At 68.9% G+C, this 14,470-nt stretch carries 16 protein-coding genes; 8 read left to right on the top strand and 8 right to left on the bottom strand.

Features of this window, described 5'->3' with window-relative positions; genetic code table 11:
• The 4 genes from Q0Q47_RS25790 to Q0Q47_RS25775 form a co-directional block, all read right to left on the bottom strand.
• A partial coding sequence (locus Q0Q47_RS25790) for a hypothetical protein (protein ID WP_293867017.1) occupies window positions 1-240 on the bottom strand: 240 nt, incomplete at its 3' end.
• Between the two features lie 132 nt (window positions 241-372).
• Window positions 373-882, bottom strand: coding sequence for a peptidoglycan-associated lipoprotein Pal (pal, locus tag Q0Q47_RS25785; RefSeq protein WP_293867032.1), 510 nt, complete (start codon window positions 880-882; stop codon window positions 373-375).
• A 315-nt stretch (window positions 883-1,197) separates the two neighbouring features.
• A complete protein-coding gene (locus Q0Q47_RS25780) occupies window positions 1,198-1,899 on the bottom strand; it encodes a DUF1013 domain-containing protein (RefSeq protein WP_293867014.1) in 702 nt (233 codons plus the stop codon).
• Between the two features lie 167 nt (window positions 1,900-2,066).
• Window positions 2,067-3,083: an NAD(P)H-quinone oxidoreductase gene (locus Q0Q47_RS25775; protein WP_293867011.1), complete on the bottom strand. Its 1,017-nt coding sequence runs from the start codon at window positions 3,081-3,083 to the stop codon at window positions 2,067-2,069.
• Between the two features lie 139 nt (window positions 3,084-3,222).
• Between Q0Q47_RS25775 and Q0Q47_RS25770 the strand changes: the two genes are divergently transcribed.
• From Q0Q47_RS25770 to Q0Q47_RS25745, 6 genes are all read left to right on the top strand, one after another.
• Entirely contained in the window at window positions 3,223-3,420 is a 198-nt protein-coding gene (locus Q0Q47_RS25770; protein ID WP_293867008.1) for a DUF1192 domain-containing protein, read from the top strand.
• Between the two features lie 423 nt (window positions 3,421-3,843).
• Window positions 3,844-5,601 (top strand): PQQ-binding-like beta-propeller repeat protein, encoded by a 1,758-nt coding sequence (locus Q0Q47_RS25765; RefSeq protein ID WP_293867005.1) that lies wholly within the window; start codon window positions 3,844-3,846, stop codon window positions 5,599-5,601.
• Window positions 5,602-5,686: 85 nt separating this feature from the next.
• On the top strand, window positions 5,687-6,544 hold the full coding sequence (locus Q0Q47_RS25760; RefSeq protein ID WP_293867002.1) for an ABC transporter substrate-binding protein: 858 nt from the start codon (window positions 5,687-5,689) through the stop codon (window positions 6,542-6,544).
• A 5-nt stretch (window positions 6,545-6,549) separates the two neighbouring features.
• On the top strand, window positions 6,550-7,530 hold the full coding sequence (locus Q0Q47_RS25755) for an ABC transporter ATP-binding protein (protein WP_293866999.1): 981 nt from the start codon (window positions 6,550-6,552) through the stop codon (window positions 7,528-7,530).
• Entirely contained in the window at window positions 7,527-8,369 is an 843-nt protein-coding gene (locus Q0Q47_RS25750) for an ABC transporter permease (protein ID WP_293866997.1), read from the top strand. The genes Q0Q47_RS25755 and Q0Q47_RS25750 overlap by 4 nt, the downstream gene beginning before the upstream one ends.
• Window positions 8,370-8,376: 7 nt before the next feature.
• Window positions 8,377-9,174, top strand: a complete 798-nt coding sequence (locus Q0Q47_RS25745; RefSeq protein ID WP_293866994.1) for an ABC transporter substrate-binding protein — start codon at window positions 8,377-8,379, stop codon at window positions 9,172-9,174.
• Here the strand turns inward: Q0Q47_RS25745 and Q0Q47_RS25740 are convergent.
• The 3 genes from Q0Q47_RS25740 to Q0Q47_RS25730 all read right to left on the bottom strand — a co-directional run bounded on the left by Q0Q47_RS25740 (window position 9,164) and on the right by Q0Q47_RS25730 (window position 11,381).
• Window positions 9,164-9,790 (bottom strand): hypothetical protein, encoded by a 627-nt coding sequence (locus tag Q0Q47_RS25740; RefSeq protein ID WP_293866991.1) that lies wholly within the window; start codon window positions 9,788-9,790, stop codon window positions 9,164-9,166. The genes Q0Q47_RS25745 and Q0Q47_RS25740 overlap by 11 nt on opposite strands.
• A gap of 46 nt (window positions 9,791-9,836) precedes the next feature.
• Window positions 9,837-10,331: a cytochrome c gene (locus Q0Q47_RS25735; protein WP_293866988.1), complete on the bottom strand. Its 495-nt coding sequence runs from the start codon at window positions 10,329-10,331 to the stop codon at window positions 9,837-9,839.
• A gap of 336 nt (window positions 10,332-10,667) precedes the next feature.
• Window positions 10,668-11,381 carry a 2-phosphosulfolactate phosphatase gene (locus Q0Q47_RS25730; protein ID WP_293866985.1) on the bottom strand — a complete coding sequence of 238 codons (714 nt, stop codon included), beginning with the start codon at window positions 11,379-11,381 and terminating at the stop codon, window positions 10,668-10,670.
• Window positions 11,382-11,597: 216 nt separating this feature from the next.
• Between Q0Q47_RS25730 and Q0Q47_RS25725 the strand changes: the two genes are divergently transcribed.
• The gene (locus tag Q0Q47_RS25725) at window positions 11,598-12,095 is read left to right on the top strand and encodes a DUF1465 family protein (RefSeq protein WP_293867029.1); all 498 of its coding nucleotides are present in this window, start codon (window positions 11,598-11,600) and stop codon (window positions 12,093-12,095) included.
• Window positions 12,096-12,193: 98 nt separating this feature from the next.
• Here Q0Q47_RS25725 and rpmE read toward each other — a convergent pair whose 3' ends face one another.
• Window positions 12,194-12,424, bottom strand: a complete 231-nt coding sequence (gene rpmE, locus Q0Q47_RS25720) for a 50S ribosomal protein L31 (protein ID WP_293866982.1) — start codon at window positions 12,422-12,424, stop codon at window positions 12,194-12,196.
• Window positions 12,425-12,572: 148 nt separating this feature from the next.
• Between rpmE and Q0Q47_RS25715 the strand changes: the two genes are divergently transcribed.
• Window positions 12,573-14,441, top strand: coding sequence for an ABC transporter transmembrane domain-containing protein (locus tag Q0Q47_RS25715; RefSeq protein WP_293866979.1), 1,869 nt, complete (start codon window positions 12,573-12,575; stop codon window positions 14,439-14,441).
• Window positions 14,442-14,470: the final 29 nt, after the last annotated feature.

Raw genomic sequence — 14,470 nt, 5'->3', positions numbered from 1 at the left:
CGTCTGGAGGGGGGCGGGGGGGCGCTGGTGCGGGAGGGGCAGGTGTGCGATCTGGCGCGGGAGCGTGGGGACCTGGCGCTGGAGGGGGCCCTGTTGCAGCAGCAGTTCGGCGGCGTCCTGGGCCCTGGCAGGCGCCAGAGGCAGGATCGTCAGCGCGATCAGGGGCAGGAGCGCGCGCAGGGCGCGGCCGAACGGGACGAAGCGACGGATCATGGCGGCCTGTCGGACGGGGTCTGGCATGGACGCCTCCTAACATGAAGCGTCGCGGAGACCAAAATATGTCCGCGGCCGCGCTGGAGTATGGCGGGGCTTCGCGCATGAAGGGGGCCGCCGGAAGGGGTGCCTCACCCCGCCCCGGCGACCCCGGAGGCGTCACATGCCGGCGGCGCCGCCCAGGACGGTGACCGCGCGGCGGTTCTGGGACCAGCAGGAGATGTCGTCGCACACCGCGACCGGACGTTCCTTGCCGTAGGAGATCGTCTTGATGCGCGAGGCGCTGATGCCGCGCGTGGCGAGGTAGTCGCGGGCGGCCTGCGCGCGGCGCGCGCCGAGCGCGAAGTTGTACTCGCGGGTGCCACGCTCGTCCGCATGGCCTTCCATGGTGATGGAGTAGCGCGGGTACTGGCTGAGCCAGGCGGCCTGCTTGTCGAGCGTGGCCGTGGCCGTGGAGGTCAGGTCGGTGGAGTCGGTCTCGAAGAACACGCGATCGCCGACGTTCACGACGAAGTCCTGGGCGGAGCCCGGCGTCGCCACGCCGCCGCCCGCCAGGCCGGCGCCACCCGGGCCGCCCGCCCCGTCTGCCGCCTTGTTCGACGAACACGCCGCGAGCGTCAGCGCGGCGGAAAGGGCGAAGGCGAGCTTCGCAGCATGGGTGATGCGCATCAGTCCCGGCATGGGGAACTCCTCATCGATCTCGTCATGGTGATCGCATGCTGTCGGTCGAAAGGACGGTTCTCACCGCTTCGCAGCATGCCTTGGGCCGAAAGTCTCTGGCCCCCAGCACTCCCGAGACCGACGCATAAGGCGGGCATGGTTAAGCGAAGGTTCCATCAACCTTGCCGGAAGCTTTCCCAGGAATGTGGCTTTCGAACGATCATTCGCATGGTTAACGCCCGGTAAACGGCAAAACACCGCCCGGTCAAACGCAAAAGGCCGGGCTGGAGCCCGGCCTTCACCTTGCGCGTGCAGAAGTGCGCGTTACTCGTTCGTCTTGAGCTGCTTGAGCTTGGCGAACACCGACTCGACGTCGAGCGCCTCCTCTTCCTTCGGCTTGGGCGCCTGAAGGTTGGCGAAGGGCTGGGCCACCGGCTCGCGGGCCGTGGTGACCTCGGCCGGCAGCAGCGTCTGGCTCGCCTCTTCCACGACGGCCGGGCGGTCCTTGGCGGCGCGGGCGACCTCGAAGTCGAGGTCGATCTGCGAGCACAGGCCGAGCGTCACGGGATCCATCGGCGCCAGGGTGGCCGCGTTCCAGTGGGTGCGGTCGCGGATCTGCTGGATCGTGGTCTTGGTGGTGCCGACGAGGCGCATGATCTGCGCGTCCTTCAGCTCCGGGTGGTTGCGCAGCAGCCAGAGGATGGCGTTCGGGCGATCTTGGCGGCGCGACAGCGGCGTGTAGCGCGGGCCCTTCTTGCGCTTCTGCTCGGGCAGGCGGACGGTGGAGACCGCAAGCTTCATGCGGTAGCCCGTGTCGCCCTCGGCCTTCGCGATCTCCTCGCGGGTGAGCTGGCCGGCCACGACGGGATCGAGGCCCTTGATGCCCGCGGCCACTTCGCCGTCCGCGATGCCCTTCACCTCGAGCGGGTGGAGCTTGCAGAAGTCGGCGATCTGCTCGAACGAGAGCGAGGTGTTGTCGACGAGCCATACGGCCGTCGCCTTCGGCATCAGCGGTCCAGTGCTCATGGGTCCTTCTCCTGGGCTCCCTCGCCGGAACGAGGCCAAGGCGCCTCGCGCTCCGACCGGGCCTTCCGGCCGGAGCCCCAAGTCGCCAGACTGAAAGGGGATTGGCGCCGTATATAGGCCTTTGCGAGAAGCGATGCAATTGACGCTTGCGGCTATCCTCCGCGCTCTCAGGCCTGCCCCGTCTCGAGCACGATCTTGCCGATGTGGGTGCTGCTTTCCATGAGCGCGTGGGCCGCGGCCGCCTGGTCGAGGGGCAGCACGGCGTGGATCACGGGTTTGCAGCGCCCCGCCGCCAGCAGCGGCCAGACCTTGTCCGCCAGCGCCCGGGCGATCTCGGCCTTTTCCGCCACGCTGCGGCTGCGCAAGGTGGAGCCCGTGTGCGTGAGGCGCTTGAACATCAGCCGGCGGAAGTCCACCTGCGCCGTGGACGGGCCCTGGAAGGCGATCTGCACGATCCGGCCGTCGACGGCGGCGGCCTCGTAGTTGCGGCCGATGTAGTCCCCGCCCACCATGTCGAGGATGACGTCGACCCCTGCCCCGCCCGTCGCGGCCTTCGCTTCGGCCACGAAGTCCTGCGTGCGGTAGTTGAACGCGCCGTCGGCGCCGAGGGCGCGGCAGGCGTCGCATTTCTCGTCGCTGCCCGCCGTCGCGTAGACGGTGGCGCCGAAGGCCTTGGCCAGCATGATGGCCGTGGTGCCGATGCCGGACGTGCCCCCATGGACGAGGAACCGCTCGCCCGCCCGCAGCCGGCCGCGTTCGAAGACGTTGGTCCAGACGGTGAAGAACGTCTCGGGGACGGCCGCCGCCTCGACGAAGGACAGCCCGGCCGGGATCGGCAGCGCATTGTCCTCGTGTACCGGGCAGTATTGCGCGTAGCCGCCGCCCGCCACCAGCGCGCACACCGTGTCGCCCACGCCGTAGCGCGTCGCGCCCGGCCCGCAGGCGACCACGGTACCGGCGATCTCGAGGCCGGGAATGTCGGAGGCTCCGGGCGGCGGCGGGTAGAAGCCCTTGCGCTGGATGACGTCGGGCCGGTTGACGCCGGCCGCCGCCACGCGCACCAGGATCTCGCCCGGCCCCGGCTGCGGCACGGGCCGGATGCCTGGGACCAGCACCTCCGGGGCCCCGGGCGCCCGGATCTCGATGGCGGTCATCGTGGCGGTCGGCGCCATGGTCGCGGTCATGCTCGGTCTCCTTGCGGCAGCGTCGCGGCTTGAGGCGCGGCGCGTGTTGTCCCTATCCTGAAGGCTGCGCACCCTAAGCCAACGGGGCAGTCGTCGCGAGGCTCCCTCCGGCGGACGACCTGCGAAAGGAGTGAAGACCATGGCCGACCCCTTCGCCGAAGCCGAACCCCGACCCAGGCCGACCTCGCACGAGCTCGGGCAGGACGTCGCCATGCTGTCGGTCGACGAACTCGACGAGCGCGTCGCCCTGTTGCGCTCCGAGATCACCCGCCTGGAAGAAGCCCGCGCCGCGAAGCTCGCCTCCCGCGCCGCCGCCGATGCATTCTTCAAGCGCTGAAGTAGAAGATCTCGCGTTCGTGATCTGAGATTTGGCAAACCACAAGTTGCCACAACTCATCAACCTCTACCGATTTAACGCTGCGTTAGGCTTTCGCGTCTATGAATCTGGGTGTCCGGAATGATCCGGACGAGTGGCTCCTGTCCACTCTGTTTGACGCCTCCCTGTAATTCAACCTTCAGGCCGCCTCTCGGGGCGGCCTTTTTTGTGGGGTGGTGCGAGGAGGCGTTTGCAAGCCGGCCCGCAGCCCCGGAACTCAGTAATCAGTGGGCTCAACTGCGCTTCCTGCATGGCGCCTTAGCGTCCTCCGCGTAGGACGAGCACTGGCGCCGTGCTATGAAGTTAACGCGCGTCTACAAAGCATCGAGACGTGCAGAAACAGAGTTCGCCATTGGGCGAACCGAACACACATGGGGGGAAGCAATGATCGCGCAAGCGCTGCTGCGTTCGACGATTCTTGCCACATCGCTCACGGTCGTGACTGCCACGATGGCGCTCGCCCAGACGCCTGCGGCAAACAATCTGGCGAGCCGGGTCACCACGGTGACCGACGACATGCTGAAGAACCCTCCGGACGGGGACTGGCTGCAGTGGCGCCGGACCTACGACGGCTGGGGCTACAGCCCGCTCGACCAGATCAACAAGTCCAATGTCAAGAACCTGAAACTCGTCTGGTCATGGGGCATGACGCCCGGCGGCACGACGCAGGAAACGCCGCTCGTGCACGACGGCGTCATGTACATCCAGAACTCGACCCATCTGATCCAGGCGATCAACGCCGCCACGGGCCAACTGCTGTGGCAGTACCAGCATCGGCTGCCCGAAGGCGTGCTGCCCAACGGCGTGCGCAACAAGGCCATCTACGGCGACAACCTCTACGTTGCGACCCGCGACGCCCATATCCTGGCCATCAACGCCAAGACGGGCAAGCTCGTCTGGGACCAGCAGGTCGCCGACGTGAAGAAGGGCTGGGGCTACACCAGCGGCCCGCTGGTCGCCAACGGCGTCCTCATCCAGGGGATGACGAACTGCTCCAACGCGCAGCCGGGCGGCTGCTTCTTCTCCGGTCACGACACGAAGACCGGCAAGGAACTGTGGCGCGTCAACACGATCGCACGCGGCGACACGCCCGAAGGCAACAGCTGGAACGGCGTCCCGGTGGAGGCTCGCTACGGCGCGTCCGCCTGGATCGCGGGGTCCTATGACGTCGAACAGAACCTGTTCTTCGCGGGCGTGGGCCAGCCCTATCCGTGGCCGGCCGTCCTCAACGGCCTCCTGCCGAAGAATGCCGACGCGAAGTACACCAACAACGCGCTGTACACGGACTCCACGCTCGCCATCGATCCGACGAGCGGCAAGCTCAAGTGGTACCATCAGTACCTGCAGAACGACACGCTCGACCTCGACTACGTCTACGAGCGCCTGATCCTGGACCTTCCGGTCAACGGCCAGACGCGCAAGACCGTGGTGACGACGGGCAAGCTCGGCATCATCGAGGCCATCGACCGGACCAACGGCGAATGGCTGTGGCACAAGGAGACCGTGCCGCAGAACGTGGTGCAGTCGATCGATCCCAAGACCGGCGCGAAGACGATCAATCCGGCCGTCATCCCGCAGATCGGCCAGACGACGTTCAACTGCCCGGCCGACCCCGGCGGTCGTGCCTGGCAGGCCACGTCCTACAGCCCGAAGACCCGCATGCTCTACATGCCCACCGTGGAGTTCTGCTCGAACACGGTTCTCAACCCGCTCGATCCGGGGCAGGTCTACACTGGCGGCGGCCTTGCGACCTACAACCGGGTGCCGGTTCCCAACAGCGACGGCAAGATCGGCCAGGTCCGCGCCGTCAAGCTCGACGACCGCACCGATGCCTGGATGTATCGTCAGTACGCGCCCGTGACGACGTCGACCCTGCCGACCGGCGGCGGCCTCGTCTTCGTGGGAACGCTCGACCGCAAGCTTCTGGCCTTCGACGACACGACTGGTCAGTTGCTGTGGACCAGCCCGACCTTTCCCAACTCGATCGAGTCGTTCCCGATCTCCTACATGGCCGACGGCAAGCAGTACATCGCGGTCGTGACCAACTGGTCGTCGGGGCTGGGACGCCTGAAGCTGATCACGCCCGACATCGCGCTGCCGGCGCACAACCCCCACGAGGTCTACGTCTTCGCGGTGGAATGACGGCGCAAGGGCGCCCGGCGTGAACTCCCACGAGACGGACCGGACGACCGGTCCGTCTCACCGTCCACGAGGAGCGGGTTTGTCCGTGTTCCGCGTTGTCCTGCGCGCTGCCGGGCTGTGCCTCGCGAGCCTTCTGGCCGTCGCGGGTCCCCGGGAGGCGCACGCGCAGCTGGAGCCGGAGTTCTATAACGACCAGCCTTATGCCTATGGCGAGTGGACGATGGGGCGCCGGGTCGACGACTCGCAGTTTCGCTACTGCGTCGATCCGCGCGATCCCGGCTTCGAGCAGGACGGCGATGTCGCCGAGGCGATTGCCCGCGCGCTGCTTCTCCAGCCACAGCGCTACGTGATCCCCAACACGTTCGAGGTCGAGGATCTGACGCGGCTGTACTCGATCCTGCTGCAGCAGTGCGATGTCGTGATGGGTTTCAAGCTCATCCCGGGCGGCTACCCGCCTTGGGTGGGCCTCACGCGCGCCTACACGCAGGTCTCCTATCTGTTCGTGACGGCAAAGCCCGACCTGCGGAGCTTGGGCGACCTTCCGCCCGGGCGGCCCATCGCGGCGACCGGCGGAACCAGCGCCCACGTGCGCTTGGCGAGCTACAATCTGAGCCTCGCACCGGCGAAGCGTTGGCCGATCTTCCCCTATGGTACCGACCAGATGGCGCTCGAGGGCCTCGCGAGCGGCGCGGCGGACGTGGCCCTCGTCTGGGATCCGAGCTTCCGAGCCCTGCAGAAGACCAACGCGGCCGTCGCGTCGTTCAGGGTCATTGCCCCCGATCCCCTTCCGCCAACGACCCTCGGGGTCGGGGGTCTGATGCTTCGCCAGAACACGTTCCTGCGCAACGCGATCGACCAGGCCATCGCGGCGTTGACGTCCGACGGCTCCCTGGCCGCGATCGCCGCGAAGTTCGCCGCCCAGGCCGGGGGCAAGCCACGATGACGCCCATGGCGGGACCAGCGATCCGCGTCGCCGCGGTGTCGAAGCGCTACGGACGCACGCTGGCGCTCGACGGCGTCGGTTTCACCGTGCCGCGCAACGAGATCTTCGCCCTGCTCGGTCCCAACGGCGCCGGGAAGACGACGCTCATGCACATCCTGTGCACGATCCTCGCCCCTGACAGTGGCGTGGCCGAGGTTGCCGGGTTCGACGTGGCGCGCGCGCCGCTCGAGGCTCGCAGCCGGCTGGGCATCGTCTTCCAGGAGCCGAGCCTCGACGACCGTCTCACGGTGCGCGAGAACCTCGAGATCCACGGGCTCGTGTTCGGCGTGCCCCGGTCGCTACGGCGCCAGCGCATCACCGAGATGCTCGCCATGGTCGATCTCACCGACTGGGCCGACAAGCCTGCTCGGGCGCTCTCGTCGGGAATGAAGCGCCGCCTGGAGATCGCGCGGGCCTTGATCCACGACTCCGAAATCATGCTGCTCGACGAGCCGACTGCCGGCCTGGACGCCCAGAGTCGTGCCCGGATGTGGGAGTATGTGCGGCGGCTCAAGGCCGAGCGCCAGCTCACCGTGCTGGTCACCACCCACTACATCGAGGAGGTGGAGGACGCCGACCGGGTCTGCATCATCGACAAGGGAAAGGTCCTGGCGATCGATACGCCCGCCGCGCTGCGCCGTCAGCAAGGCGAGCAGATGCTGGTCTGCACGCCGCGGTCCGAGTCCGATCGGGACGCCATCCTCGAGCGCTTCGCCGACAGGATCGCGCACCAACGCGGCGGGGAGATCGCCCTGCGCGCGGACGAGGCGTTCATCGAGAGCTTTCTCGACCAGTTCGGCCAGCGCGTGCGGGCGATCTCGACGGAGACCCCCAGCCTGGAGACCGCATTTCTGTCACTGACCGGACGGGAGCTGCGCGACCGCGCCGCCGATGGCCGCGAGGTGACGCTGGCGTTCGGCAAGCGCGGCGGGGAGCATACCCGATGAGCCGGGGAGACGGTGCCGGTGTCCGGCGTTCGTGGCTCGCCGCGCAGCTCGGGGGGCTCTATGGCCTGTGGCTGCGCGAGGTGATCCGCGCCATCCGAGACCGCGGCCAGCTGATCGGTGGCGCGAGCCGGCCGATCCTGTGGGTGCTCATCCTCGGGATCGGGCTCAATCCGTACTTTCGAGGGGAGGTCTACGGCCAGGCCTCCTTCGTGGTCCCGTTCACCTACCTGCAGTTCATCTTCCCCGGGGTCGTGGCCCTGAACGTCATGTTCACGTCCGTCCAGTCGGCCGTATCGGTCGTCTGGGACCGGCAGTTCGGCTTCATGCGCGAGGTTCTGACCTCGCCGCTGTCGCGCACCACGATTCTGCTGGGCAAGATCCTGGGCGGCAGCACGGTGGCGCTCATGCATGGGTGCCTGGTCCTCCTCCTGGCACGCTTCGCCGACATTCCCCTCACGATCCTGGGCGCGGTTCAGGCCCTCGGACTGATGGCGATCCTGTCGTTCGCGGTGACTTCGCTCGGGGTGGTGATTGCAAACCGGATCCGCACGTTCGAAGGCTTCGGCGTGTTCTCGAACGCCGTCATCATGCCGCTCTACTTCACGTCGAGCTCGATGTTCCCGCTCGATCCCTCGTTGTCCAAGGACCAGACCTACGTCACCTATCCGGAATGGCTGGTGACGATCGTCACCTACAATCCTCTGACTTATGCGGTCGATGCCCTGCGGGGTGTCCTCATCGGCTATCACCAGTTCCCGATGTGGATGGGCATCGGCGTGGTCGTGGCAGCCGCGGTCATCCTGTTCTCCATCGCGCTGTACGACTTCGGACGGGCCTGAGGCGGCCATGCCGGATCCGCGTCGCCTGGCGAGAAACTTCGGTGCCATCGGGGTGATCGTCGGACTCCTGCTGGCCGTCACGTTCCTGCCGCCGGACAATGCGCTGCACGAGGTCCGGGCCAGCGGCGCCCTGCGCGCCTGCACACCCGCCACCTATCCGCCCCTGGTGACCGGGAACCCCGATCGCCCGGGCATCGACATCGAGCTCTTGAAAGCCGTGGCCGCACGCCTCGGCGTCGACCTCGCATTGAACGTCAACGACGCCATCGGACGCGATTTCAACCCCCGCAACTGGGGGCTCACCCGGGCGCAGTGCCAGGTGATCGCCGGAGGGGTGGTGGATTCGCAGCAGACGCGCTCGTTCCTCGAGACCTCACCGCCGCACGCCCGCACGGGCTGGGCCGTGATCTCGCCGCAACCGCTGAACGACTGGACGGACCGGACCATCGGCGTCCTGGCCCCCGTCTCCGGCTTCGACCGCATCGGCCTCGCCAGTCTGCTGCGCGATCGCGGCGCGCGGATCGTGGTGGTGCGGACCGCCGACGAGTTGGTGGCCGGACTGACCGCGCGCCGTTTCGACGCCGGTGTCACCGAGGCGTTGCTGGCGAGCCGCCTCGCCGACGAGCAGCGCTGGCCGGTGGCCTGGGCCCCGCCGAGCCTGCAGCGGTACGGTCTCGTCTTCGGCCTGTGGAAGGGTGACCTGACCCTCAAGCGGGCCATCGGCGGCGCCCTTCACGACCTCGAGGCGAGCGGCACCACGGCGGCGATCCTGCGGCGCTATTCCGGTGCGCCGCTCAGTCCGTGAGCGCAACGGCGCCGCCCAGGACGAGTGGCGCGATCACCCGATAGGCCGGCGTGAGGATCGACGCCGTGATCCCCGCCAGGGACGCCAGCGTCAGCGCCACCGCCATGACCGCACTGGTCCACGCAGGAAGCCGCAGGCCGAGCGCCTCCAGCAGATGGGCGCCCGCGAGCGGCGGGACGGGCACGAGGCTGAACAGGGCGATCCAGACGCAAAGCCGACCCGCCACGCGCACGAAGGCGGCGATGGCAACCCCGGACGTGACGTCGAGCGAGCGCAAGGCCGGCCCGGCGAACAGCAGCAGGGTGAACCCGAGCAGCAGGAGGGCGGCCGACCCGGCGAGCGGCGGAAGGACGAGGGCCAGCCGGCCGCCTCTCAGCCGGTCGCCGTCGATGGCCACCGGCGCCGCCCAGCCGAACCCCGTCAGCATGAGCGCCCCCAGCCCCGGAAGGCTGACGTGACGCCCGCTCAACACCTGCGTGCGGCCGTCGTGCCGAGGACCCTGGTCGCCCAGCATGACCGCCGCATACGCCACGGCCGAGCCATGGACGACGGCGATGAGCACGCCTGCCAGGAGACGCATGGCCACGAGCTGGACGGTGAGCTCGGGTCCGATCATCGCGGGCGGCGATCCGGGACGCGCGCCCGACCCGCGGTCGTGCGCCTCACTTCTGGACGATCATCTTGTCGAGCGCGACGGGGTTCGTGGGCATGGGCGCCCCCGACGACTCGATCCCGTTCTCGCGCAGGATGAAGGCGATCAGGTCGACATACTCGGCCGGGGAGTATTGCCCGGGTCCGTCCGGAGGCATCAGGTTGCTGCTGAATGCGAACAAGGCCGAGACCGGCGTGCCGTCCAGGTATTTCTGGGTGAAGGCCGAGCCGGTCAGGGGTGGACCGCCGTTCATCCCGCCTCGCAGGCTTGCCCCATGGCAATCGGCACAGACTTCCTTGAACAGTTTCTCGCCGCGAGCCACCTGATTTTCAGACCAGGACACGGGTCGCATGGCCGATCCGGCCTGCGCCAGCTGCACCGGGGCCGTTGCCGGGCCGGACGGCGCCAGCTCGCCGGCGGCCCGGGCGCCGCCCGCTCCCGAAAAAAGGCCAAGGGCCAGAAGGGCAGTCGCCCCAACGACAAGAACGGTCGCCGGCTTTTCCACGTCGTATCCTCCCCAGGCGCGTGCGTCGCGGGCGCGCGATCAAGGTCCGCAGCATCGCGCCCCGTTTGCGGAGCGTTCCAGGCGGCCGGGAGCGAGCATGAGCAATGGATCCGACCGGTGCAAGGCCGGAGTGGCCGTGCGTCATTGGGGGATGGGTTGCGCGCCATGCATGGTGCCGCGCGGGCGCATCGTGCTCTCGACCCTTGCAGCTCACGCCGTGGTCCTGCGCCGGCATGGCATGGAGGTTGCGGACCCGCGCCCCTTCGATCCCGAGTAGCTTTGCGTTGCGCGTCGGCGAGGTGGCCCCGGGCCGGCGGTCGGTGCAATGCGCTGCGCTCAGCCGATCGTCCGTGCGGCGACGAGTTCGCCGTCGACGAGGATCGGCACACCAGGACTGGCATCGCGCTCGAGCGCCATGTCGACATCCGCGCCAAAACCCCGATCCCGCAATTCACGCCCCGAGATGGATGACCTCACCAGATCGGCCACCCGCTCCCTCACGGCGCGGTAGGTGCTCAGCACGAGGTCGGCCTCCGGCGTGAACGAGCCTTCCAGCCCGTCCAGGATGGCGCCCGCGCCCAGTTCGTCCTCAATGGCAGGTCGCAGGGTTGCGTCGGGCCAGCGCTCGCCGGCGGCCACGATGCAGACGTCCTGAGCAGCGAAGCGCTCGCGGGCGTAGCGGGCCACGGCACTGGCGTTGCGCAGGCAGCCGACGGCCACGGTGGCCCCGTGGCGTGAGGCCTCGGCGCAGATGCGCGAGCCGTTCGGCGAGGGGAGCAGCAGGCGCGTTCCGGCGGGCGCGGCCAGGAGGCTCGCGGGCGACAGGCTGAGGCCGCCCTCGTCGCGGCGCCCGGCCAGCGTCAGGCCCCTCTCGGCGGCGAGCGCCCGTGCGGCAGAGCGGTCGCCCGAGGGGAAGGGCACGACGGATCCGCCCCGGTCGACGACCACGCTGGCCGCGGTGCTGAAACTCAGCACGTCGACGACCACAACCAATCGTCGACCGTCCCCTTGCCGCGCGGCGCCCGTTGGGCCCCAGGTGAAGTCGATCATCCGCCTGCCCTCCTGCTGCGCCCCTGGGCTGTCGGCCTAGGACCCTTACAACCGCTGCCCGTCGTGTTAGGGTTAACGAGACGTTGCGAAAGCGTGACGAAGCGTCCCGATGTAGGGTCGAGACGTTGAGAGACACGTGCCGTGCCGACCACGAGACGCACGGGACCATTGCCGCGTCGGGAGTGAATCGCCTTGCAGACTGAAGTTTCGGACGCCATGCCCGACGCCACCGTGTCCTTTGCGCACTCCTTCGTGAAGTCAGATGCCTTCCGGGCGCTGTTCCGCGAGGGCATGGCCCTCGTGGAGGCGACCGCGGCCTACCTGGATGGTCCCGGCCGCGACGAGTCGAAGGGCCTGCCGCGGATGCTTGCGCTGGCCTATGCCAGCGAGAGCATGCGGCTGACCACGCGCCTCATGCAGGTGGCCTCCTGGCTGCTGCTCCAGCGCGCGGTGGCCGAGGGAGAGCTGACGGGCGACGATGCCCGCCGCCAGAAGGACAAGGTGCGCCTGTCCCATCAGAACACCGTGAACGGCCCCGATGCCGTGGAGGCCCTGCCGGCGACGCTGCAGGACCTGATCAACCAGTCCATGCGCCTGCAGGCGCGCGTGATGCACCTCGACGACCTGATGGAAGGCCGCGCCGAGGAAGTGCCGGCGCCGCCGAACCCGGTCGAGCGCCAGCTCGCGATGCTGCAGAGCGCGTTCCGCCGCTGACCGGCTTTGCCGCTCAGGAAACACGAAAAGCCCCGGCAAGCCGGGGCTTTTTTGCGTCGTGGCAGGGGATCGGCCGGGCCGGGCCCGGCCGGAGCCGCTTACTTGCGGGCGAGCCCGAAGCCGCCGAACTTGTTGTTGAAGCGCGACAGGCGGCCACCGCGGTCCATCAGCTGCTGCTGACCGCCGGTCCAGGCCGGATGCGACTTCGAGTCGATGTCGAGCTGCATCGTGTCGCCTTCCTTGCCCCAGGTGGAGCGCGTGAAGAACTCGGTGCCGTCCGTCATCACGACCTTGATGGTGTGGTAGTCGGGATGGATGTCAGCCTTCATGATCGTAGTCCTTCGAGGTCGCCGTCGCGGCCCGATAGCGTTATAGAGCCCATCGGATGAGTTGGCGCCCTATAGCGCAGCCTGCCATCCGGCACAAGTCGCCGCATGCGCCTGCCCCCAGGGGCGGGTCACGATCGAAGGACTGTCGATGAGCGTTTCCCCCGCTACCGCCGGCACTTCCGCCCCGGGCGGCCCGGCCGGCGCCGCCTCCGGGACCACCGGGAGCGATGCGCGTGCCGACCGCACGTCCCTGCGGTCCCTGCTGCCCCTCCTGCCCTACGCCCTGCGCTACCGCGGGCGGATCGTGGCCGCGCTCATCGCGCTGGTCATGGCCTCCGGCGCGACGCTGATCATCCCGATGGCCGTGCGGCGGATCATCGACTACGGCTTCCAGGCCGACCAGGCCGCCCTGATCGACCAGTACTTCGGCGTCATGATCGCCGTCGTGGGCGTGCTCGCCTGCGCCAGCGCCGCGCGCTACTACCTGGTGATGACGCTGGGCGAGCGGGTGATGGCGGACGTGCGCTCCGCGGTCTTCGACCACCTGACGCGCCTCGACCCCGGTTTCTACGACACGGTGAAGTCCGGCGAGATCGTGTCCCGGCTCACCGCCGACACCACGCAGATCAAGTCGGCCTTCGGCGCCAGCGCCTCGGTCGCGCTGCGCAACCTCGTGCTCTTCATCGGCGCCATCGTCATGATGGTGATCACCAGCCCGAAGCTCTCCGGCCTCGTGCTGCTCGCCATCCCGGTCATCGTGCTGCCGCTGGTCGCCTCCGGTCGCTCGGTGCGCCAGCGCTCGCGCCTCGCCCAGGACAGGCTGGCGGACGCCTCCGCCTACGCCACCGAGGCCGTGGGCGCCACCCGCGTGATGCAGGCCTTCACGGCGGAGCGTTCCACCGTGGCGCGCTTTGCTCGCGCGGCGGAAGACGCCTTCGAGACCGCCCGCGCCGCGACGCTGGCCCGCTCCATGCTGACCGCGGTCGCGATCTTCCTCATCTTCGCCAGCGTCGTGGCCGTGCTGTGGTACGGCGCGCAGGACGTCATGGCGGACCGCATCACGGCAGGGCGCCTCTCGCAGTTCGTCCTCTACGCCGTGTTCGGCGCCGGGGCGCTGGGCGAACTCTCGCAGGTCTGGAGCGAAGTCAGCTCGGCCGCGGGCGCCGCCGGGCGCATCGCGGAGATCCTGTCGATCGAGCCGAAGATCCGCGCGCCGCGCGATCCCAAGCCGCTTCCCACGCCCGCGCTGGGCACGGTGGACTTTCAGAGCGTCACCTTCGCCTATCCGACGCGGGCCGAGGATCCGGTGCTGCACCGGCTCAGCTTCTCGGTCGCCTCGGGCGAGCGGGTGGCCATCGTCGGGCCATCGGGCGCCGGCAAGAGCACCATCGTCCAGCTCATCCTGCGCTTCTACGATCCGCAGTCGGGGCAGGTGGTCGTCGATGGTCTGCCGGTGACGGACGTCGATCCCCAGGCGCTGCGCGAGCGGATCGCCTTCGTGCCGCAGGATCCGGTGGTGTTCGGCGCGACGGTTGAGGAGAACATCCGCTATGGCCGGCCACACGCCAGCGATGCCGAGGTGCAGAAGGCCGCCGAGCTGGCCGCCGCAGACGGCTTCATCCGCGCGCTGCCGCAGGGCTACGGGTCGCGGATCGGCGAGCGCGGCGTGACCCTGTCCGGGGGCCAGCGCCAGCGGCTCGCGATCGCGCGGGCCATCCTGCGCGACGCTCCGATCCTGCTCCTCGACGAGGCGACCTCGGCGCTCGACGCCGAGAGCGAGACCCTGGTCCAGGAGGCTCTGGACCGGCTCATGGAGGGCCGCACGACCATCGTCATCGCCCACCGCCTCGCCACCGTGCTCAAGGCCGACCGCATCCTGGTGATGGACGGCGGGCGCATCGTCGAGGAAGGCACCCACGCCACCCTGGTCAACGCGGGTGGCCTGTACGCCCGCCTGGCGCGACTGCAGTTCGAGGCCGGGGCGGCCGCGCTGGGGATGGAGCGGGCGGCGGAGTAGGGCCGCACGGCCTCCAGGACCTGCCCGCA

Source organism: uncultured Alsobacter sp. (assembly GCF_945952055.1).
GTDB lineage: Bacteria > Pseudomonadota > Alphaproteobacteria > Rhizobiales > Beijerinckiaceae > Alsobacter.
Note: the sequence above shows the minus strand (reverse complement) of the source record. Positions and strands in the feature narration are given on the sequence as shown.